Source organism: Micromonospora sp. NPDC023956 (assembly GCF_040639195.1).
In the GTDB taxonomy this organism is placed as follows: Bacteria; Actinomycetota; Actinomycetes; order Mycobacteriales; family Micromonosporaceae; genus Micromonospora.
This window is the reverse complement of sequence record NZ_JBEZZN010000021.1, coordinates 1-20,448: the sequence shown is the minus strand read 5'-3', so window position 1 is coordinate 20,448 and position 20,448 is coordinate 1. Positions and strand designations below refer to the sequence as shown.

General features: G+C 74.2%; 19 protein-coding genes and 2 riboswitches. Of the genes, 8 read left to right on the top strand and 11 right to left on the bottom strand.

The genetic code is table 11. The features are described from left to right. Positions 1-58: 58 nt before the first annotated feature. Genes AB0F58_RS27615 through AB0F58_RS27595 form a run of 5 tightly spaced genes read right to left on the bottom strand, consistent with a single transcriptional unit; the run spans position 59 to position 5,252 of the window. Complete coding sequence (locus AB0F58_RS27615) at positions 59-763, bottom strand: dipeptide/oligopeptide/nickel ABC transporter ATP-binding protein (RefSeq protein ID WP_357148952.1); 705 nt, start codon at positions 761-763, stop codon at positions 59-61. Then, complete coding sequence (locus tag AB0F58_RS27610) at positions 760-1,782, bottom strand: ABC transporter ATP-binding protein (protein ID WP_357148949.1); 1,023 nt, start codon at positions 1,780-1,782, stop codon at positions 760-762. Before AB0F58_RS27610 ends, AB0F58_RS27615 begins: the two co-directional genes overlap by 4 nt. Next, entirely contained in the window at positions 1,779-2,654 is an 876-nt protein-coding gene (locus tag AB0F58_RS27605; protein WP_357148947.1) for an ABC transporter permease, read from the bottom strand. The genes AB0F58_RS27610 and AB0F58_RS27605 overlap by 4 nt, the downstream gene beginning before the upstream one ends. Next, positions 2,647-3,672 carry an ABC transporter permease gene (locus AB0F58_RS27600; protein WP_357148944.1) on the bottom strand — a complete coding sequence of 342 codons (1,026 nt, stop codon included), beginning with the start codon at positions 3,670-3,672 and terminating at the stop codon, positions 2,647-2,649. The genes AB0F58_RS27605 and AB0F58_RS27600 overlap by 8 nt, the downstream gene beginning before the upstream one ends. Continuing rightward, a complete protein-coding gene (locus tag AB0F58_RS27595) occupies positions 3,669-5,252 on the bottom strand; it encodes an ABC transporter substrate-binding protein (protein WP_357148941.1) in 1,584 nt (527 codons plus the stop codon). Before AB0F58_RS27595 ends, AB0F58_RS27600 begins: the two co-directional genes overlap by 4 nt. Before the next feature lie 293 nt (positions 5,253-5,545). Further along, a riboswitch (cobalamin riboswitch) is annotated at positions 5,546-5,716 on the top strand. 29 nt (positions 5,717-5,745) lie between these two features. Between AB0F58_RS27595 and AB0F58_RS27590 the strand changes: the two genes are divergently transcribed. Genes AB0F58_RS27590 through AB0F58_RS27570 form a run of 5 tightly spaced genes read left to right on the top strand, consistent with a single transcriptional unit; the run spans position 5,746 to position 9,113 of the window. After that, a complete protein-coding gene (locus AB0F58_RS27590; RefSeq protein WP_357148939.1) occupies positions 5,746-6,426 on the top strand; it encodes an energy-coupling factor ABC transporter permease in 681 nt (226 codons plus the stop codon). Continuing rightward, positions 6,423-6,740, top strand: coding sequence for an energy-coupling factor ABC transporter substrate-binding protein (locus tag AB0F58_RS27585; RefSeq protein WP_357148936.1), 318 nt, complete (start codon positions 6,423-6,425; stop codon positions 6,738-6,740). Before AB0F58_RS27590 ends, AB0F58_RS27585 begins: the two co-directional genes overlap by 4 nt. Further along, positions 6,740-7,486, top strand: a complete 747-nt coding sequence (gene cbiQ, locus AB0F58_RS27580; protein WP_357148933.1) for a cobalt ECF transporter T component CbiQ — start codon at positions 6,740-6,742, stop codon at positions 7,484-7,486. Before AB0F58_RS27585 ends, cbiQ begins: the two co-directional genes overlap by 1 nt. A gap of 17 nt (positions 7,487-7,503) precedes the next feature. Then, entirely contained in the window at positions 7,504-8,325 is an 822-nt protein-coding gene (locus AB0F58_RS27575) for an ATP-binding cassette domain-containing protein (RefSeq protein ID WP_357149083.1), read from the top strand. Next, positions 8,322-9,113, top strand: a complete 792-nt coding sequence (locus tag AB0F58_RS27570; RefSeq protein ID WP_357148930.1) for a cobalt-precorrin-6A reductase — start codon at positions 8,322-8,324, stop codon at positions 9,111-9,113. The genes AB0F58_RS27575 and AB0F58_RS27570 overlap by 4 nt, the downstream gene beginning before the upstream one ends. A 133-nt stretch (positions 9,114-9,246) precedes the next feature. Here AB0F58_RS27570 and AB0F58_RS27565 read toward each other — a convergent pair whose 3' ends face one another. Genes AB0F58_RS27565 through AB0F58_RS27555 form a run of 3 tightly spaced genes read right to left on the bottom strand, consistent with a single transcriptional unit; the run spans position 9,247 to position 12,592 of the window. After that, positions 9,247-10,770, bottom strand: a complete 1,524-nt coding sequence (locus AB0F58_RS27565; RefSeq protein WP_357148927.1) for a precorrin-2 C(20)-methyltransferase — start codon at positions 10,768-10,770, stop codon at positions 9,247-9,249. Further along, the gene (locus AB0F58_RS27560) at positions 10,767-11,396 is read right to left on the bottom strand and encodes a precorrin-8X methylmutase (RefSeq protein ID WP_357148925.1); all 630 of its coding nucleotides are present in this window, start codon (positions 11,394-11,396) and stop codon (positions 10,767-10,769) included. The genes AB0F58_RS27565 and AB0F58_RS27560 overlap by 4 nt, the downstream gene beginning before the upstream one ends. After that, positions 11,393-12,592, bottom strand: coding sequence for a precorrin-3B synthase (locus AB0F58_RS27555; RefSeq protein WP_357148922.1), 1,200 nt, complete (start codon positions 12,590-12,592; stop codon positions 11,393-11,395). Before AB0F58_RS27555 ends, AB0F58_RS27560 begins: the two co-directional genes overlap by 4 nt. Positions 12,593-12,661: 69 nt before the next feature. Further along, a riboswitch (cobalamin riboswitch) is annotated at positions 12,662-12,739 on the top strand. A gap of 72 nt (positions 12,740-12,811) precedes the next feature. Here AB0F58_RS27555 and cobN point away from each other — a divergent pair. Further along, positions 12,812-16,450 carry a cobaltochelatase subunit CobN gene (gene cobN / locus AB0F58_RS27550; protein ID WP_357148919.1) on the top strand — a complete coding sequence of 1,213 codons (3,639 nt, stop codon included), beginning with the start codon at positions 12,812-12,814 and terminating at the stop codon, positions 16,448-16,450. Positions 16,451-16,561: 111 nt separating this feature from the next. Here the strand turns inward: cobN and AB0F58_RS27545 are convergent, their stop codons facing one another. Then, positions 16,562-16,855 carry a hypothetical protein gene (locus tag AB0F58_RS27545; protein WP_357148916.1) on the bottom strand — a complete coding sequence of 98 codons (294 nt, stop codon included), beginning with the start codon at positions 16,853-16,855 and terminating at the stop codon, positions 16,562-16,564. A 62-nt stretch (positions 16,856-16,917) separates the two neighbouring features. Continuing rightward, positions 16,918-17,214 (bottom strand): hypothetical protein, encoded by a 297-nt coding sequence (locus AB0F58_RS27540; RefSeq protein ID WP_357148913.1) that lies wholly within the window; start codon positions 17,212-17,214, stop codon positions 16,918-16,920. A 696-nt stretch (positions 17,215-17,910) separates the two neighbouring features. On the opposite strand from AB0F58_RS27540, the gene AB0F58_RS27535 reads away from it, so the two are divergent. Together AB0F58_RS27535 and AB0F58_RS27530 are read left to right on the top strand one after the other, a co-directional pair. Continuing rightward, the gene (locus AB0F58_RS27535; RefSeq protein ID WP_357148910.1) at positions 17,911-18,447 is read left to right on the top strand and encodes a pyridoxamine 5'-phosphate oxidase family protein; all 537 of its coding nucleotides are present in this window, start codon (positions 17,911-17,913) and stop codon (positions 18,445-18,447) included. 222 nt (positions 18,448-18,669) lie between these two features. After that, positions 18,670-18,801, top strand: a complete 132-nt coding sequence (locus tag AB0F58_RS27530) for a hypothetical protein (protein ID WP_357148907.1) — start codon at positions 18,670-18,672, stop codon at positions 18,799-18,801. 111 nt (positions 18,802-18,912) lie between these two features. Here the strand turns inward: AB0F58_RS27530 and AB0F58_RS27525 are convergent, their stop codons facing one another. Then, the gene (locus AB0F58_RS27525; RefSeq protein ID WP_357148904.1) at positions 18,913-20,142 is read right to left on the bottom strand and encodes an ROK family transcriptional regulator; all 1,230 of its coding nucleotides are present in this window, start codon (positions 20,140-20,142) and stop codon (positions 18,913-18,915) included. Between the last annotated feature and the right edge of the window lie 306 nt (positions 20,143-20,448).

The window sequence follows — 20,448 nt, the reverse complement described above, 5'->3', positions numbered from 1 at the left end:
CACGGTGGCCGCCCCCGGGCCGGATCGACCGGTCGCCCGGCCCCGGTGACGGGTGCGCCTACCCGACCAGCGCGCCGCGCCCCGCCGTCGGCCGGGCCCCGCCCGTGGCCGGCAGGTCGACCACCCGGGTGGCCCAGCGGGCCATCAGGGCCGGGTCGTGGGTGATCACCAGGACGCCGGTGCCGTGCTCCCGTTGGTGGTCGGTGACCACCCCGGCGAGGTGGGCCTGGGTGGAGGCGTCGAGCATGGCGGTGGCCTCGTCGCAGAGCAGGTAGTCCGGCCGGTGCACCAGGGCGCGGGCGAGGCAGGCGCGTTGCAGCTGCCCGTCGCTGACCGCGTGCGGGCGGCGGGTGAGCAGGTCCGGCGTGAGCCCGACCAGGTTGGCCAGTTCGCCCGCGCGGGCTCGGGCCCCCGCGGGCGGGGTGCCGGTGGCACGCAGCGGCTCGGCGATGATGTCGGTGAGACTCAGCCGGGGGTCCGTCGCGGCGCGCGGGCTCTGGAAGAGCACCGCGACCCGGGTACGCACCGCGGCGGGCAACCGGTGCCGGGCCCCGGCGACGGGGTGCCCGTCGAGGGTGACGTGCCCGGCGTCGGGGGCGTGCAGCAGGGCGAGAACCCGGGCGAGGGTGGACTTGCCGCTCCCCGACGGGCCCCGCAGGCCGACCGTCTCCCCCGGAGCGACGTGCAGGTCGACCCGGTCGAGGACGCGCTGCCGGCCGTAGGAGACGGTGACCTGGCAGGCGGCGAGGCCGGCGGGATTCATGCGGTGACTCCGACGGTCAGCGGGTGGTGGCAGGCGACCCGACCGGAGCCGGTCACCGGGTCGACGGTGGGCGGGGTGGCACAGCTGTCGGTGGCCCGGTCGCAACGCGGCGCGAACGCGCAGCCGGCGGGGAGGTCGGTGAGCATCGGCGGGTGCCCCGGCACGGGACGGAAGGCCCGGTCGGGCAGGGCGTCGAGGAGACCGGCGGTGTAGGGGTGGGCGGGGGTGGCGAAGAGCGCCTCGGTGGGCCGGTGCTCGACGATGCGGCTGGCGTACATCACCGCCACCGTGTCGGCGACCCGGCGGGCGGCGGCGAGGTCGTGGGTGATGAGCAGGACGGCCGCGCCGGCGTCGCAGCGGCGACGCAGCAGGTCGAGGGTGTGGTCGACCAGGGGGCGGTCGAGGCCGGTGGTGGGTTCGTCGGCCAGCAGCAGCGGCGGGTCGGGAGCGAGGGCGAGCGCGGTGGCCAGGCGTTGGGCCATGCCGCCGGAGAGCTCGTGCGGGTAGCGGTCCAGGTCGTCGGGGATCAGGCCGACGTCGGCGGCGACCCGGACGGCGGCGGCCGGCGCGTCCCGCCGGGTGTGGCCGTGGGCGCGCAACGTCTCCACCAGCAGGTCCCGTCCGGTGCGGACCGGGGTGAGCGCGGTGGCGGGACTCTGCGGCACGAGACCGACGGCCCGGCCCCGCACGGTCCGGGCGAGGCGACGCTCGGCGCAGCCGACCAGGTCGACCTGGGCCCCGCCGGGCGGACGCAGCCGGGCCCGCCCGGTGACCGACGCGTTGCCGGGCAACAGGCCCAGCAGGGCGTGGGCGAGCACGGACTTGCCGCAGCCGGACTCCCCCACCACGGCGAGCAGCTCACCCGGGTGGACGGTCAGGCTCAGGTCGGTGACGGCGTGCACCACGGCGTCGCGGAGCCGGAACCGGACGGTCAGCCCGTCGATCTCCAGCAGGGCGGGACCGGCCGTACCGACGGAGGTGGCGAGGTCGGGAGCGGCGGTGTCGCGGGTGGCGGTCACAGGTTCAGCTCCGCTCGTACGCGGGGGTCGAGACGGTCGCGCCAGTGGCCGGTGAGGGCGGCCAGGGCCAGGGTGACGACGACCAGGAGCAGCCCGGGGACGAGGCTGGCCCACCAGGCGCCGGTGAGCAGGGACCGCTGACCGTCGTTGATCATGTTGCCCAGGGAGGCCAGGTGCGGGGGCAGACCGAGCCCGAGGAAGGACAGGGCGGTCTCGTGCCAGACGGCATGCGGCACCATCAGCGTGGTCGCCAACGCCAGCCGGGGCAGCACGTGCGGCAGCAGGTGCCGGGTGAGTACCCGGGTGCGGCTGGCCCCGCCGGCGACGGCGGCGTCGACGAACGGCCGGTTCCGCAGGCTGAGTAGTTCGGACCGGACGATGCGGGCGGTGGAGAGCCAGTGCGTCAGCCCGATGGAGAGGATCACCGCACCGAGGCTGGGACGCAGCATCGCCACGATGAAGATGCCCAGCAGCAGGTGCGGCAGCGCGGCGACGGTGTCGACGATCCGCATCAGCACCCGGTCGACCCAGCCGCCGAGACTGCCGGCGACCGCGCCGACCAGGCCGCCGATGACGGCGGCGACCAGGGCGGCGACCGCGCCGACGAGCAGCGAGACGCGCAGTCCGTAGAGACTGCGGTGCAGCACGTCCCGGCCCAGGTCGTCGGTGCCGGCCGGGTGAGCGGCCGAGGGGGCGAGCCGGGTGCGGGACAGGTCCACCGCGCTCTCGTCCAGCGGCCAGACGACGGGAGCGAACAGGCAGGCGAGGACCGCGACACCCAGCACGGCGGCGGCGACGAGCACGCCGGTCCGGCCGGGACGTACCGGCCTGCGGACCCGGACGGCGCGGATCCGCGTCGCGAGGTCAGTCATCGAGACGCACCCGGGGGTCGGCGGCGGCGTAGGCGAGGTCGGTCACCAGGTTCGCGGCCAGCACCACGACGGTGGTGGTCAGGGTGATCGCGGCCAGCAGCGGGAAGTCACTGCCCAGGGCGCCCTGCACGGTGACCGCGCCCAGGCCGGGCAGGGAGAACACCGTCTCCACCAGCACGGCGCCACCGACGATCTCCGGCAGGTGGGTACCGACCAGGGTGAGGAACGGCAGCAGCGCGGTGCGCAGCGCGTGACCGAAGAGCACCGTCCGGCCGGGCAGGCCCCGGGCACGGGCCGCCAGCACGTGGTCGTCGCGGAGGCTGTCGGCGACCGCGTCCCGGATGAACAGCACGAACCAGGGTGCCTGGGACAGCGCCAGCACCGTCACCGGCAGGACCAGGTGGTGCGCCACGTCGACGGGGTCGGTGCCGGTGGCGGCGACGTCGGTGAGGCCACCGGCGGGCAGCCAACCGAGGGTGAGCGCGAACAGCGCGATCGCGGCCAGCCCGACCCAGAACACCGGCATCGACTGCACCGCGTACGCGGTGGCACGCAGCGCGCGGTCGAACCACCCGCCACGCCGGTAGGCGGCGAGGGTGCCCAGCAGCAGGCTCGCCACGAGGACCAGGGCGAGGGCGAGACCGACCAGCAGCAGGGTCCAGCCGGCGCGGGCGGCGAGCACCGAGGCGACCGGCTCGTGCCGGCTGGTCGACCAGCCGAGGTCACCCTGGAGCAGGTTGCCCACCCAGCGGGCGTACTGCACGGGCAGCGGATCGTCGACGCCCCAGTTGGCCCGGATCTGGGCGAGGTTCTCCTCACTGGTGGTGAACGCGGCGGCCCCGGCGTACTGCTGGGCCGGGTCGATCGGCGAGGCCGCGCCGAGGGCGAACATGCCGGCACTGGTGACGGCGAGGATCGGCACCGCGACCAGCAACCGGCGGCCGATGACCGTACCGGCCCCCGCCAGCCGACGGGTACGCCGGCCGGTGGGAGCCGGCACCGGAGTGGACGGGGTCACGACGTCTTCGTCCAGGTGTGGATGTTCCACCAGATGCTGTTCGCCACGTCGTGCTCGTGCGGCTCCACCCGGGGCGTCACGCCGGTGACGCCGTCGGCGACCACGTAGGTGTGCTCGAGGTAGGTCAGGAACACCCAGGGCAGGTCGGCGACGAGCTGCTTCTGGAAGGTGGCGTACGCGGCCTTGCGGACCGCCGGGTCGGCGGTGGCCCGCGCGTCCCGCAGGGCCTGGTCGACCACGGCCGACCGGTACGAGCCGGGGTTGAAGAAGCCCTGGCCGGCGAAGGTCGACGTGAACAGCTTGAAGGAGACGAAGTCCGGGTCGTACGGCGTGCCGAAGCCCATGACCACCGCGTCGGTCTTCATCCGTGGGGTGATCGCGTCCCAGGTCAGGCCCTCGGGAGTGATCTTGATGCCGACCTTCCGCGCGTCGGCGGTGACCGCGAGGGCGAGTTCCTTGCGCAGGCTGTCGGTGGCCGGGTACATCAGGGAGAAGGCGGCCGGGCGGCCGTCCCTGACCCGGACGCCGTCCGGCCCCGGCTTCCAGCCGGCCGCGTCGAGGGCGGCGGTGGCCGCGGCCGGGTCGGCGAACGGCTTGCCGGCGATCGACGGCTCGGCGAACTCCGACGTCGGCGGGATCGGCCCGAACGCCGGCTCCCCCGCCCCGCCGAGCACGCCGGCCACCATCGCCGAGCGGTCCACCGCCGCGTGCAACGCCCTGCGCACCGCCGGGTCGCCGGTGACCGGCCCGCCCATCGGCAGCATGATGCCCCGGTAGTCGGCGGTGGGCACCCGCTGCACCTGGTGGCCGGACCGTCCGTCGAACCCGGCGGCGAGCTTCGGGGCCAGCTCCGCCGCGTCGAACTCGCCGGCCCGCGTGCGCTGCGCACGGACGTTGTCGTCGGGGACGAACGCCACCACCACGCCGGAGTTGGCCGGCTTGCCACCCCAGTACCGCTCGTTGGCGGCCAGCACCAACCGGTCGCCGGGGGTCCAGGAGGTCACCCGGTACGGGCCGGTGCCCACCGGCTTGCGGTTGAACGCGGCCTTGTTGACGTCCTGCCCGGCCAGTGCCTTCGCCGGCACGATGCCCAGGGCGAGGCGCTGGAGGAACGGCGCGTAGGCGTACTCCAGGGTGAAGACCACGGTCGACGCGTCGGGCGCGGCGACGGAGGCGAGCATGTCCAGGTCGGACCGGAGCGTCGAGTCGACCTTCGGGTCCAGCACCGCCTGATAGGTGAAGACCACGTCCTGCGCGGTCAGCGGGCTGCCGTCGTGGAAGACCACCCCGTCGCGCAGCGTCGCCGTGACGGTCCTCCCGTCGGCGGACACGGTCGGCAGTTCGCGGGCCAGGGCCGGCACCAGCTGGTTGCGGTCGTCGCGGGCGACGAGGCCGTCGAAGATCAGCGAGCCGCCGTCGACACCGTAGTTGAGCACCGGGTTGAGCGTGTCCGGCTCGCCCGCCGTCGCCACCACGAGCGGGGCGCCGCCGTCAGCGGTGGAGGTGTCCGTCGGGGACGAACAGGCGGACAGGGCGAGAAGACCGGTGGCGAGCAGCGCCACCATCCGCGCAGACCGCAACGACTTCCTCTTTCCTGGTCGACGACGTGGCGCGGTGGCGGCCACTTCGGCACAGGAACCGATCGTCGCCGTACCGGACGTGGCCCCACCGTTCCGGCCGGGAACCGGTCGGGACGGTGGCGAGCGCACCGCAGGGGCAATCCTTACGTAGTTGCCAACAGTTGGCAATAGTGGTCCGACGGTCACACCGCCGGACCCCGCTGACCTGCGTCTCGTGCCGCACCGGAGCGGGTGGCGGCGGCCGGGTTCCGACCCTGCTGGATCACCACTCTTGCCCCGCCGGTCGCCGGTCGATAGCCTCTCGCCGTCAAGGTGCTCGGGAAGCCGGTGGAAGACCGGCGCGGCCCTCGCCACTGTGACCGGGGAGTGACCTCCGACTTGCGCCACTAGGCCGACGGCCTGGGAAGGCCGGAGGAAGCATCGATCCGGGAGCCAGGAGACCGGCCTTGACGGTGTGATCTCGTCCACGAGGTGCTGGAGAGGAAGGTCTTCGATGCACATCGCCGAGGGGTACCTACCCCCGGTGCAGGCAGCGGCATGGTTCGCGGTGTCCGCACCCTTCGTCGTCCACGGCAGCCGGGCCCTGGTCCGGCAGGTCCGGCAGGACCCCGAGTCGAAGTTGTTGCTGGGAGCGGCGGGTGCCTTCACCTTCGCGCTCTCGGCCCTGAAGATCCCGTCGGTGACCGGGTCCTGTTCCCACCCCACCGGCACCGGCCTCGGCGCGGTGCTGTTCCGACCACCGGTGATGAGCGTCCTCGGCGGCATCGTGCTGCTGTTCCAGGCGGTCCTGCTGGCCCACGGCGGGCTGAGCACCCTGGGCGCCAACATCTTCTCGATGGCGATCGTCGGCCCCTGGGTCGCCTACGCCGTCTACCTGCTCACCCGCCGCCTCGGCGGTGGACTCGACGTGGCGGTGTTCCTGGCCGCCGCGCTGGGCGGCCTGGCGACCTACTGCGTCACCAGCGTGCAGCTCGCCCTGGCGTTCCCCGACCCGACGTCCGGCTTCCTCGGCGCGGTGGCGAAGTTCGGCAGCATCTTCGCCGTCACCCAGATCCCCCTGGCGATCAGCGAGGGGCTGCTGTCGGTGCTGGTGGTGCGACTGCTCACCCGCGTCAGCGGCGACGAACTGCGGCGCCTCGGCGTGCTGCGCAAGCCCCAGGAGGTGCCCGCGTGAAGCGCTTCGGACGCATCAACCTGCTCCTGCTGCTGGCGGTGGTCGCCCTGGCGGTGGCCCCGCTGGTGCTCGGGCTCGGCGGCTCCGCGGAGGAGCCGTTCACCGGGGCGGACGCCCAGGCCGAGGAGGCGATCGTCGCCGACCACCCGGACTACGAGCCGTGGTTCTCCTCCATCTACGAGCCGCCCTCCGGTGAGATCGAGTCGGGGCTGTTCGCCCTCCAGGCAGCGGTGGGAGCCGGGTTCCTCGGCTACTACTTCGGGGTCGCCCGCACCCGGCAGCGGATGCGCGACGCCGACGCCTCCGCCGGCTAGTGTTCGCCCTCGACGTCGCCGCGCACACCGGTCCCTGGCGGCTCCGGCACCCGGGCGAGAAGGCCCTGCTGGCCTTGGGTCTGCTGGGGTGCGCGGTGGTCCTGCCCACCTGGCCGGGGGCGGCGTTGTCGGGCACCGCCGCCGCACTGCTGCTGGTCGGTCCGGCCCGGGTTCCGGTGCCGGTGCTGCTGCGGGCGGCCCGGGTGCCGGCGCTGTTCATCGCCACCTCCGCGCTGCCACTGCTGGTTTCCGTGCACTCCCCGACCCGGCTGGGCTGGAACCCGGCCGGGTTCGGGGTGGCGGCGACGACCACCGGACGAGCGGCGGCGGCCCTGCTCTGCCTGTTGCTGTTCAGCGCCACCACTCCGCTGTCCGACGTCCTGCCGAGGCTGGTCCGGCTCGGGGTGCCGGCGGCGGTGACCGAGGTCGCCGCCCTGACGTACCGGATGCTGTTCCTGCTGGTCGACAGCGTGCGTGCGGTACGGGAGGCGCAGGCGGCGCGGCTGGGCTACCGGACCTGGCGCACGGCGTACCGGTCGCTGGCCGGACAGGCGGGGGCGATCTTCGTCCGCGCCTTCACCCGGGCCCGCCGCCTCGAGGAGGGGCTGGCGATGCGCGGCTACACCGGTTCGCTGGCGGTGCAGGTGGAGCCCCGGCGGCTCTCCCCGGCCTTCGTGGCCGCGTCCGTCGCGCTGCTGGCGACGATCGTGGCGCTGACGGCCGTCACCGGGGAACCGTGGCGGTGACCGGACCGCTGCTGCGGATGTCCGGGGTGGACTTCGCCTACCAGCCCCGCCAGCCCGTGCTCACCGGGGTCGAGCTGACCGTCCTGCCCGGTCAGCGGCTGGCCGTGCTGGGGCCCAACGGCGGTGGGAAGACCACCCTGTTCCGGCTGGCGGTCGGCGCCCTCGCCCCGGACGCCGGGCGGATCGAGGTGGCCGGGACGCCGGTGCGGCGCACCCGGTCGGGCCTGCTGGAGCTGCGGCAACGGGTGCAACTGGTGCTCCAGGATCCCGACGACCAGTTGTTCTCCGCCAGCGTCCGGCAGGACGTCTCGTTCGGACCGGTGAACCTCGGCCTCCGTCCCGAACAGGTGCGGCAGCGGTGCGACGAGGCGCTGGCCGCGTTGCAGATCACCGCGCTGGCGGACCGCCCCACCCACCTGCTCTCGTACGGTCAACGCAAGCGGGTCGCCATCGCCGGGGCGGTGGCGCTGCGGCCGGAGTTGCTGATCCTCGACGAGCCGACCGCCGGACTCGACCCGGCGGGCGTGGAGGCGCTGCTGCGTACCCTCGACGACCTGCACGCCGCCGGGACCACCGTGCTGGTCTCCACCCACGACGTCGACCTGGCGTTCCGGTGGGCGGACGAGGTGGTGGTCGTGGCCGGCGGCGGGGTGCGCCGGGTGCCCACCACCGAGGCGCTGGCCGACCCCGACCTGCTCACGGAGGCGCGGCTCACCCCCGCCTGGGCTCCCCTGGTGCACCGGCTGATCGACCGGTTTCCCCACCTGGCCGGGGCCCGCCCCCGCTCCGCCGCCGAACTGGCCAGCCTGCTGGCGACCGCCGAGGAGGGCACCGCATGACCATCGACGACCACCCCGACCGGACGTCCCCGGAGCCGAGGTGGCGGCTGCTCGTCCTCGGCGGCACCGCCGAGGCCCGCGCCCTCGCGGCGGCGGTCACCGCCCGGCCGGACGTCGCGGTGGTCTCCTCGCTGGCCGGGCGGGTCGCCGATCCCCGGCTGCCGGTCGGCGAGGTGCGCATCGGCGGCTTCGGCGGCGCGACCGGTCTGGCCCGGTGGCTGGCCGCGCACCGGATCGACGCGGTGGTCGACGCCACCCACCCCTACGCGGCGCGGATGCGGGTCTCCGGCATCGAGGCGGCGGCGCAGGCGGGCGTGCCGCACCTGCGGCTGGAGCGGCCGGGCTGGACGGCGCAGCCGGGTGACCGCTGGCACCGGGTGCCGGATCTGGCCGCCGCGGTGGCCGCAGTGCCGACGCTGGGCCGGCGGGTGCTGCTGACCACCGGCCGGCAGAGCCTGGCCGCGTTCGTCCCGCTGACCGGGCTGTGGTTCCTGGCCCGGGTGGTGGACGCCCCGGACGATCCGGTGCCGGCGCACGTGCGGCTGCTGCGCAGTCGCGGCCCGTACACCGTCGACGGAGAGACCGCGTTGATCCGCGAGCACCGCATCGACGTGCTGGTCACCAAGGACAGCGGCGGCGCGCTCACCGAGGCGAAGCTGACCGCCGCCCGCCGGCTCGGCCTGCCGGTGCTGATGATCGACCGGCCCGCGCCGGCCACCCCACCCGCCACCGTGACGACGGTCGACGAGGCCGTGCGCTGGCTGGACCGGCGCCTGCCGACGGGCTGAGCGGCGGACCCGGGCCGGACCACCGGCCCGGGTCGCCCGACGGGCTGAGCGGCCCACCCGCGCCGGACCAGCGGCGGACCCGCCCATCCGCGCCGCCCGGCGGGCTGAACCGCCCGCCGGGACACGGCGTCGGTCACTCGGGGTAGGTACGCGGCGTCCAGACCACCACCGAGTCGTCCCCCCGGGTGCTGACCTGGGTGGTGGACGAGCCGATGATCAGCAGGCACTTCATGTCGACCGTGTCCGGGTCGAGGTCGCCCAGCGTCACCACGGTGATCGCCTCACCCGGACGGCCCACGTCCCGCGCGACGACCACCGGGGTCTTCGGGTCGCGGTGCCGCAGCAGGACGTCCCTGGCCGCGCCGACCTGCCAACGGCGGCTGGCCGAGGCGGGGTTGTAGAGGGCGAGCACCAGGTCGGCCGAGGCCGCGGCGGCGAGGCGGGACTCGATGACCGGCCACGGCTTGAGCCGGTCGGAGAGCGACATCACCGCGAAGTCGTGCCCGAGGGGCGCGCCGATGCGGCTCGCGGCGGCCTGCGCGGCGGTCAGGCCGGGCAGGACCCGGACCGGCACCCCGGCGAACCGGGGCTGACCGGTGGCCACCTCGTAGACGGCGCTGGCCATCGCGAACACCCCGGGGTCACCGGAGGAGACGACCACCACCCGGGCTCCGCCGAGCGCCAGTTCGAGGGCGTGCGCGGCCCGTTCGGTCTCCACCTGGTTGCCGGAGGTGTGCCGCTCCTGGCCGGGACGCACCGGCACCCGGTCGACGTAGGGGCCGTAGCCGACCAGGTGTTCGGCCTCCCGGAGGGCCCGACCCACCTCCGGGGTGAGCCAGCGGGGCCCGGCCGGACCGAGGCCGACTACGGTGACCTCCCCACGACCGGTCGCCGGCGCCGGGGCGGGCAGGTCGTCGCGGGCCGCCGCGCTGGTGGGGCTGGGCAGCATCGCCAGCGAGAAGTACGGCACCTCGTCGGCGGGGACGTCGGCCAGCGGGGCGTGCCGGCTCCGGGACGAGGTGGCCCGCTCGACGTACCAGGTTTCCGGCAGGCGGCCGGCGTCGTCGAGGGCGGCGCGGACGTTGTCGAAGGTGCGGCCGAGCTTGAGCACGGCGGCGGCGTCGGTGTCGGCGAGCCGGCGGGACAGTTCCTCGGCGGGCAGGGTGCCCGGCAGGATGGTCAGCACCTCGTCCCGTTCGACCAGGGGCCGCCCGAGCACCGCCGACGCGGCGCTGACCGAGGTCACGCCGGGCACCACCTCGGCCGGGAAGCGGTGGGCGAGGCGCTCGTGCAGGTACATGTAGGAGCCGTAGAACATCGGGTCACCGGCGCAGAGGACCACGACGGCACGCCCGGCGGCGAGGTGGACGGCGAGCCGTTCGGCGCTGTCGTCGTAGAACTGCCGGATGACGCCCTCGTAGCCGGCCGGATCGTCGGTGTCCTCGGTGGTCACCGGGTAGACCAGCGGCTCGTGCACGTGGTGTTCGCGCAGCAGGCCCTCGGCGATGGACCGGGCGATGCTGCGGCCGTGCCGGGCGGAGTAGTAGGCGACCACGTCGGCCTCGCCGATCAGCCGGGCCGCCTTGACGGTGAGCAGCTCGGGGTCACCGGGGCCGACACCGACGCCGTAGAGTTTGCCGGTTGGGGACACGTTCACTCCACCTCGTTCGCGATGCCGTTGACAGCCGCGGCGGTGACCGCGCTGCCGCCCCGGCGACCGTGCACGACCAGGTACGGGATGCCCGCCGGGTGTGCCGCCAGGGCCTGCTTGGACTCGACGGCGCCGATGAACCCGACCGGCACCCCGATGATCGCGGCGGGCCGGGCCGCGCCCTCGTCGATCATCTCCAACAGTCGGAACAGCGCGGTCGGGGCGTTGCCGATGGCGACGACCGCGCCGCCGAGCCGGTCCCGCCACAGCTCCATGGCGGCGGCGCTGCGGGTGGTGCCGAGCTGCCGGGCCAGCTCCGGCACGGACGGGTCGCGCAGCGTGCAGACCACCTCGTTGTCGACGGGCAGCCGGGCCCGGGTGATCCCGGCGGCGACCATGGCCGCGTCGCAGAGGATCGGCGCGCCGGCGGCCAGGGCGGCCCGACCGGCGGAGACCACGTCCGGATGGGCCTGCACGTCGTCGACGAGGTCGACCATGCCGCAGGCATGGATCATCCGGACGACCACCTGGCCGACGTCACCGGGGAGCCGGGACAGGTCGGCCTCGGCCCGGATGGTGGCGAAGGAACGCCGGTAGATCTCGGCGCCCTCGCGGACGTAGTCGTAGCTCACTGTGGTCTCCGTGCCTGTGCCAGTCGGACGCCGATCGGCCCATGGTGTTCCCCCATCGGGCCCGCGACACGGTATCCCGAGCCGGTGGCCACCGCCAGGGCCGCCGGGCCCGCCGGCCGTCCGCAGCACCGGTCGCACCCGGCCCAGTGCAGCGGCAACGCCGCCGGGTCGCGGGGACCGGCGGCGGCGAGGGCGGCGGTGGCGTCGGCGCGGACGTCGGCCAGGGCCTTCTCGCAGCCGGGCCGGCCGGTGCAGGAGGTCACCCCGACCCACGGCGAGGCCGGGTCGACGACCAGTCCGGCGGCGACCAGGGTGCGGACCGAGGTGGGCGCGGCGGACGGGACGACCACGGTGCGCCACGGCGTGACCACCAGCGTGGCGTCGTCGGCGACGGCGGCGACCGTGTCGGCCTGGTCGGCGGTGAGCCGACCGAGCGGGACCGCGACCACGGCCAGGCCCGCAGGGTGGACGCCGACCGGGGGCGGCGCGCAGTGCGGTGGCGGCACCGGCGTGGCGTGCGGGCCGCCGAGCGCGGCGGTGATCGCCGACGGCGCGTCCGGCAGGTCGGCGATCCGCCACAGTCCGGTGCGTCCGGCGCAGAGCCGATGGAACACCCGGGCGGCGGCGACCAGCGCGCCGGGCACGTCGGTGGTCACCCGCAGGCCGACGTCGGTGCCGTCGAGCAGCAGCGCGCCGGTGCCGGCCGTCCAGCACAGATCCGCGCCGAGGCCGGTGACGTCGCCCCGGCCGTCGTCGATCGCGATCAAAAACCGGCCGCTGAGCCCGGCGAGGTCGGCGGCGGCGCAGAGCGCGGCGTCCACCGCGTCCACCAGGGGTCGTACGTCGGCCCGGCCGGCGGCGTCCAGGCCGCTCAGCGGCGAGGCGACGATGTTGCGGACCCGCTCGTGGGTGGCGCTGGGCAGCAGGCCCACCCCGGCCAGCGCGTCCGCGATCCGGTCGACGCCGTCCGGGTCGGTGATGCCGCGCACCTGCACGTTGCCCCGGGAGGTCAGCTCCAGCGTGCCGTCGCCGTCGTGGCGGGTCGCGGTGGCCAGACACCGCAGTTGCGCGGGGGCGAGCCGGCCCCCCGGGATCCGGACACGGACCAGTGCCCCGTCGGCGGCCTGGTGGGCGCGGAGCGCTCCCGGGCACCGGTCGTCGGCAGGACGACCGGACGGGGAGGAGACATCAGGCACCTCGTCATCGTAGAGTCGTGGTTCTGGGCGCGGATCCGCGCCGAGATCAGCATCACGCGGTCGGCGCGGAGGAACCCGGTGCGAGTCCGGGGCGGTCCCGCCACTGTCACCGGGTCGGCGGCAACGCCGGGCCGGGAGCCAGACACTTCGGCTGGCCGCGACCGACGACCACGGGCGCGGACCCGGGGAGGAGTCAGCCTTGTCTGGCCGAGTGACGCCATGATCCTGCTCTTGTCCACCTCGGACACCGACCTGCTGAGTGCCCGGGCCAGCGCTGCGGACTACCGCCTGGCGAACCCGGCCCGACTCGGCGACGACCCGGCCGAACTGACCGCGCTGCTCGACGGCGTCCACCTGGTGGTGGTCCGGATCCTCGGTGGTTACCGGATGTGGCAGCAGGGGCTGGACACCCTGCTCGCCGGGGACGTCCCGGTGGTGGCGCTCGGCGGCGAGGCGCTGCCCGACGCGGACCTGATGGCCCGCTCGACCGTGCCCCGGGGCATCGCCACCGAGGCACACGCCTACCTCGCGCAGGGCGGACCGGACAATCTCCGCGAACTGCACGCCTTCCTCAGCGACACGGTGCTGCTGACCGGGCAGGGCTTCGCCCCGCCGGCCGAGCAGCCCACCTGGGGCTCGCTGGAGCGCACGGGGCGGCAGGTCGACGGGCCGACCGTGGCGGTCCTCTACTACCGGGCGCACCAGCTCAGCGGGAACACCGCCTTCGTCGAGGGGCTCTGCGCGGCGATCGAGGACGCCGGTGGGGTGCCGCTGCCGGTGTACTGCGCGAGCCTGCGTACCGCCGACACCGAGCTGCTGCGCACCCTCGGCCGGGCGGACGCGCTGTTGGTCACGGTGCTCGCGGCCGGTGGTACCCGGCCGGCGGAGGCGTCCGCCGGGGGCGACGACGACGCCTGGGACGTGGGCGCGCTGGCCGCGCTGGACGTACCGATCATCCAGGCGCTCGCGCTGACCAGCGACCGGCGGACGTGGGCGGAGAGCGACGACGGGCTGAGCCCGCTGGACGCCGCCACCCAGGTCGCGGTGCCGGAGTTCGACGGACGCCTGATCACCGTGCCGTTCTCGTTCAAGGAGACCGACGCCGACGGGCTGCCGCACTACGTGGCCGACCCGGAGCGGGCCCGACGGGTGGCCGGCATCGCCGTGCGGCACGCCCGGCTGCGGCACGTCCCGCCGGCGCAGCGACGGATCGCGGTGGTGCTCTCGGCGTACCCGACCAAGCACGCGCGGGTCGGCAACGCGGTCGGCCTGGACACCCCGGCCAGCGCGGTCCGTCTGCTGCGCGAGCTGCGCGACCGTGGCTACGACGTCGGCCCGCTCGACGGTCCGGACGCGCTGCCCGGCCTGGTGCCCGGTGGAGAGGGCGACGACACCGACGGTGACCGCTTCATCCACGCCCTGATCGCCGCCGGTGGGCAGGATCCGGAGTGGCTCACCGAGGAGAAGCTGGCCGGCAACCCGGTCCGGGTGCCGGCGGCCACCTACCGCCGCTGGTTCGACGCGCTGCCGGAGGACCTGCGGGAGGCGATGACCGAGCACTGGGGTCCGGCCCCGGGCGAGCTGTTCGTCGACCGGTCGGCCAACCCCGACGGGGACATCGTGCTGGCCGGCCTGCGGGCCGGGAACGTGCTGCTGATGATCCAGCCACCGCGCGGGTTCGGCGAGAACCCGGTGGCCATCTACCACGACCCGGACCTCCCACCCACGCACCACTACCTCGCCGCCTACCGCTGGCTGGACGAGGAGTTCGGCGCGCACGCGGTGGTGCACCTGGGCAAGCACGGCTCGCTGGAGTGGCTGCCCGGCAAGAACGTCGGCCTCTCCGCCTCCTGCGGCCCGGACGCCGTCCTCGGTGAGCTTCCGCTGATCTACCCGTTCCTGGTCAACGACCCGGGCGAGGGCGCGCAGGCCAAGCGACGCGCGCACGCCACCATCGTCGACCACCTCGTCCCGCCGATGGCACGGGCGGAGAGCTACGGCGACATCGCCCGACTGGAGCAGCTGCTCGACGAGTACGCCAACATCTCCACCATGGACCCGGCCAAGCTGCCAGCGATCCGCCAGCAGATCTGGACGCTGATCCAGGCCGCCCGCCTCGACCACGACCTCGGTCTGGACCAGCGCCCGCACGACGCCGAGTTCGACGAGTTCCTGCTGCACGTCGACGGCTGGCTCTGCGAGATCAAGGACGCCCAGATCCGCGACGGGCTGCACGTGCTCGGGCAGGCGCCGACCGGCGAGGCGCGGGTCAACCTGATCCTGGCGATCCTGCGCGCCCGACAGGTCTTCGGCGGGCAGGTCGGTGCGGTACCGGGGCTGCGGACCGTGCTCGGGCTGGACGAGACGGCGGCGGAGCAGACCGCCGAGGTGGACCGGGTCGAGGCCGTCGCGCGGCGGCTCGCCGAGGCGATGGAGCGGCACGACTGGGCTGCGGAGGCGGTGGCCGGCGTCTGCGCCGAGGTGCTCGGCGACGACGCGCCGCAGGCCGAGGCGGTCCGGACGGTGCTGACGTTCGCCGCGACCGAGGTCGCGCCCCGGCTGGCGGGTACCACCGGTGAGATCGACGCGGTGCTGCACGCCCTCGACGGCGGGTACGTCCCGGCCGGGCCGAGCGGTTCCCCGCTGCGGGGCCTGGTCAACGTGCTGCCCACCGGCCGGAACTTCTACACCGTCGACCCGAAGGCGATCCCGAGCCGGCTGGCCTGGGAGACCGGGCAGGCGATGGCCACCTCGCTGGCGGAGCGGTACCGCCGGGACACCGGTGAGTGGCCCCGGTCGGTGGGGCTGTCGGTCTGGGGCACCTCGGCGATGCGCACCGCCGGCGACGACATCGCCGAGGTGCTGGCCCTGATCGGCGTGCAGCCGACCTGGGACGAGATGTCCCGGCGGGTCACCGGCTTCGAGGTCGTCCCGCTGGCTGACCTGGGCCGGCCACGCATCGACGTGACCGTGCGGATCAGCGGGTTCTTCCGGGACGCCTTCCCGCACGTGGTGCTCCTGCTCGACGACGCGATCCGGGCGGTGGCGGCCCTGGACGAGCCGGACGAGGAGAACTACCTCGCCGCGCACGCCCGCGCCGACCTTGGTGAGCACGGTGACGAACGGCGGGCCACCACCCGGATCTTCGGCTCCCAGCCGGGGGCGTACGGGGCGGGGCTGCTGCCGCTGATCGACAGCGGGAACTGGCGCGACGACGCCGACCTGGCCGAGGTGTACACCGTCTGGGGTGGCTTCGCCTACGGGCGCGGCCTGGAGGGCCGACCGGCCCGGCAGGACATGGAGTCGGCGTACCGGCGGATCGCGGTGGCGGCGAAGAACACCGACACCCGCGAGCACGACATCGCCGACTCCGACGACTACTTCCAGTACCACGGCGGCATGATCGCCACGGTACGGGCGCTGACCGGTCAGGCTCCCCGGGCGTACATCGGTGACAGCACCACGCCGGACGCGGTGCGGACCCGCTCGCTGACCGAGGAGACCGCGCGGGTCTTCCGGGCCCGGGTGGTCAACCCGCGCTGGATGGCGGCGATGCGCCGGCACGGGTACAAGGGCGCGTTCGAGATGGCCGCCACCGTCGACTACCTCTTCGGCTACGACGCGACCGCCGGGGTGGTCACCGACTGGATGTACGAGCAGCTCGCCCAGAGCTACGTGCTGGACGAGGAGAACCAGCGCTTCCTGCGCCGGTCGAACCCGTGGGCGCTGCGCGGCATCGTCGAGCGGCTCACCGAGGCCGCCGACCGGGGGCTGTGGGCCAAGCCGGACCCGGAGCTGATGGACGCACTGCGCCAGGCGTACCTGGAGGTCGAGGGCGACCTGGAGGACGGCGACTGACCCTCGTCGCCGTCCCGTCCGGGGTTGCACGGTCCGGACGGGACGGCGACGGGAGCGTCGAGCGCGGGGACGACCGCCGTCGCCGGCGGTCGTCCCCGGTGCAGCCGCCGTTCAGCAGGTGGTGTTGCCGACCAGCACCCAGCCGTCGATCGACGGGTACTCGGCGCCGTGGCCGTAGATCCAGTCGGTGCCGTCGGACCAGCCCTGGCCGTGGTAGCGGAAGCCGCGTCCGGCCGTCAGGGTGAGCAGCACCGAGCCGTGCGGCGCGGACCGCAGCCAGGTGTTCTCCCTCAGGTTGCAGACGGTGCCGGGCGCGTCACTCGCCGAGGCGGGTGCGGCCACCACGGCCGAACCGGCGACAACGACGGCTGCGGCCGTCGTGATGTGCAGAAGTTTGCGCTTCACTCGAGTCCTTTCCACTGTGGTCCTCTGCCGCCTTCGGCCACCCGGACGAACCGGGACGGCACTCAGCAGGTGGTGTTGCCGGCCGGGACCCAGCCGTCGACGTCCGGGTACTCGGCGCCGTGGCCGTAGATCCAGGTGTCGTTGTCGATGGCCCAGACCTCGCCGTGCCACCGGAACCCGCGCCCGGCGGTCAGGGTCCGCAGCACCGAGCCGTGCGGCGCGGACCGCAACCAGGTGTTGTCCCTCAGGTTGCACACGAAGCCGAACCGGTCACTCGCCGAGGCCGGGGCGGCCACCACGGCCGAACCGGCGAGAACGACGGTCATCGCCGCCATCACGTGCACAAGTCGACGTATCACTCGCGTCCTTTCGATGTCCCTCGTGTTGATCTCGATTATCGCCACGACGCACACCGACCGGTACCGGAAGCCCTCCCCAGTCGATGTCCTGGCTCGGCGCAACTGATGCGGGTCGGGAGAGTTGGCGCCTCGGATCAGTGGATCTGACGCCGGCTCGGTGAAAGTGATGCCGAAGCGGCACCGGGATGGGTCTGCTGTTGGTGCTGCGCCCTCCGCAGCCGCGTCCGAAGATCCTGCCGTGCCACCCGGACGCAGCGGCGTGAGCGCCACCGCGCTGACGCCGAAGAGTGGGACGCGGCGAAGGAACGCGGTTTGCTGCTCGACGTGTCTGTGATCTGCCGCAGCTCGACGCCGATGTTGACCGTCTGGAGGCGGCGGCGGGTAACGACGTGGAGCGTGGGCTGGCGGCGGCACTACGGGCGTTACTGGGGTGTTGGTAGGTACGGCGACACCAGGGGCCAAATAGTGGATCTTGGTAGGTGGTGTGGGCTCGGCCATCGGCGTCTGTGCTGGCGTCCCGTTAGGGGATCCATGGCCGGGCACCCTGCCGATGATTACCGGGGCGGTGATGTCCGCAAGACAGAGGAGGAAATATGACACAAGGTGTCAGACTTCGGGTCGAGTATGGCTTCACCGGTCGGCGTCGATGGCGCGGACTGGGCACCACGGATACACATGGGATAGACAAGGACCTCCATGTTCGAAACTCCAGAAGATCTCCAAGAGCTTCAGGCCCTCCTTGACGCCTCCCTCTCCCGCTCCACCTCGCACCTCCGCTCGATCATCAAGGCTGAGAGCACACTGACCGCGGAGCAGCTCACCCAGGTCCTCACCGGCATGCGCACCCTCGCCCTGTCCACCGTGACGGCGAAGGGCGAGCCACGGATCAGCGGTGTGGACGGGCACTTCCTGCACGGGAAGTGGCACTTTGGCACGGCGCGCAACGCCGCCAAGGCGCGCCATCTCGCGGCGCGGCCCGCCGTCAGCGCCGCGCATATGCGCGGTGAGGACCTAGGCGTGTTCACGCACGGCAAGGTGGAGATCCTCAACCCCCAGGACGGCGAGCCGGCCGCGGACTGGCCCGACCTGCTCGCGTACTTCAAGGACTTCTACGGCGACGGCGACGACTTCTTCGACTGGGAAAACGACGTGGTCTACTACCGGCTACATCCGCACTGGATGACCGTCTACGCCCCCGACTTCGCGAAGCTCACTGCGGCGCCCCAGTCCTGATCCGCAGCACGGGCCGCATCGGGACCAGCCACGTGACGAGAGTTCTGGTGATAAGCAGGGTTCGTGGGAGGTCCGCAACGCCCCCTACGACTTGACGCACGTCTGGGTGCGCAACCACCGCGACGGCGGGTGGATTCGCGCCGGGTGGACACACCTGCCGATGGTGGCCGCGCCGGTGAGGGCCCCACACCGCAAGCCCCGCCGGGCGAGACCGACCGGCGGGTGGCGGCCAGGACCCGGGCCGCCGCGACGTCGCACCGGCCCCGCGTCGCTCCCGAGCCTGCACCCGAGGACAACGTCGACGAGCCCGAGGACGGGCAGGTCGACGCGGCGTACGTCCGGGAGGACGACTGAGCCTTACGCCCCACGACGGCGGGCGTTCGGACGGGGCTGGACCGGGCCCTCGCAGCGGCGGGCGTTCGGAGTGGCTGGCCGGGCAATGGCGGGTCCGCGGCTGCCCCGGTCTCATGGGGTGACGCGCGGGGCCGGGCGGGTGCCGCCGCGCTCCAGCAGGGAGGCCACCGGCAGGGTCGCGGCACCGACCGACACCGCGTCCGGGCCCAGGCGGCACAGGTCGATCGTGGTCTGCGCGTACGGGTGGTGCAGCGCGTGGGCCGCCGCGGCGGCGCGGATCTCCGGCAGCAGCCGGCCGCCCAGCGCCAGTCCCGCCCAGCCGCCGAGCACGATCCGCTCCGGGTTGAACAGGTTGATCAGGTTGGCGATGCCCGCCCCCAGGTAACCGGCGGTCTCCTGGAGCACGCGCGCCGCGACCTCCGAGGTGTCGGCCGCCGCGAGCAGGGCAGCGATCTCGGACTCCTCGTCCGCCCCGGGGGCACCGGGCCCGCGTCCCGCCTGCCGCCACCGGTCCAGCACGCCCTCGGCCCCGACATAGGCCTCCAGGCAGCCCCGGGCCCCGCACCGGCAGGCCCGGCCACCGTAGACGAGCGTGGTGTGCCCCCACTCGCCGGCGCTGCTGCTGGCCCCGCGGTAGCTCACGCCGTTGGTCATGACGGCGGCGCCCACCCCGGACCCGACCAGGGCGACCACCGCGTGCCGGACGCTGCGGTCGGCGCCGAACCACAGTTCGGCCCGGCCCAGCGTCTTGGCCCCGTTGTCGATGTGGATGGTGGCGTCGACGCCGTCGCGCAGCATGGCCTCCAGCGGGACGGCCGTCCAACCGAGGGTCTGGGCGTGCACCACCGCCTCGCGGCCCTGCTCCACCACTCCCGGCACCCCGATGCCGACGCCGAACAGGGACCGTCGGCTCACCCCGGCCGCCTCGATCACCTGGTCCAGTCCGGCGAGGATGTGCCGCGCGATCGTCCCGGGCTCGCGACCGCGCCGGTCCTGCGGGTCGAGCGGGAAGTCCGCCTTGGCCAGCGGTCCCATGGCCAGGTCGAAGAGTTCGACCTGCACCCGGGTCTCGCCGACGTCCACCCCCACCAGGTAGCCGTAGGTCGGTCGTACCCGGAGCAGGGTGCGCGGACGGCCGCCGTCCGAGTCGGCCGAGCCCGCCTCCTCGATCAGGCCCTCCTCGCTCATCTCGCCGACGAGGTTGCTGACGGTACCTCCGCTGAGTCCCGTGCCGCGGACCAGCTCCTGCTGGCTGAGCGGCCCGTCGAAGTAGATGCTGGACAGCAGGACCGCGCGGTTGCGCCGTCGGATGTCCCGCACGGTCGCTCGCTTCGCCTCCACCTGTCGTGCTCCCTGCTCCGGCGGCGCGCGGGCCGCCCTGACTCCGGCGGTGTGCCGGCACACGGCTGCATGCCCCCACCGCTTCGATCGCAGCATAGGTCGAGCGGAGATCCGGACGGCGTCGCGGGCCGGCGGGACGACCGGCGGTGGTCGGCGGGGAGCCGGCCGGGCAGTGCCGGCTCCCCGCCGGGTGGACCGGGGTACCGCTCCGGCCCGCCCGGCGTGGGGGCGCGGGAGTCCCCCCTGTGCTGGCGGGTGGTGCGGCGCGAGTGGCTGCGCACGCCCTTCACCGCCGGCGACGGGGTC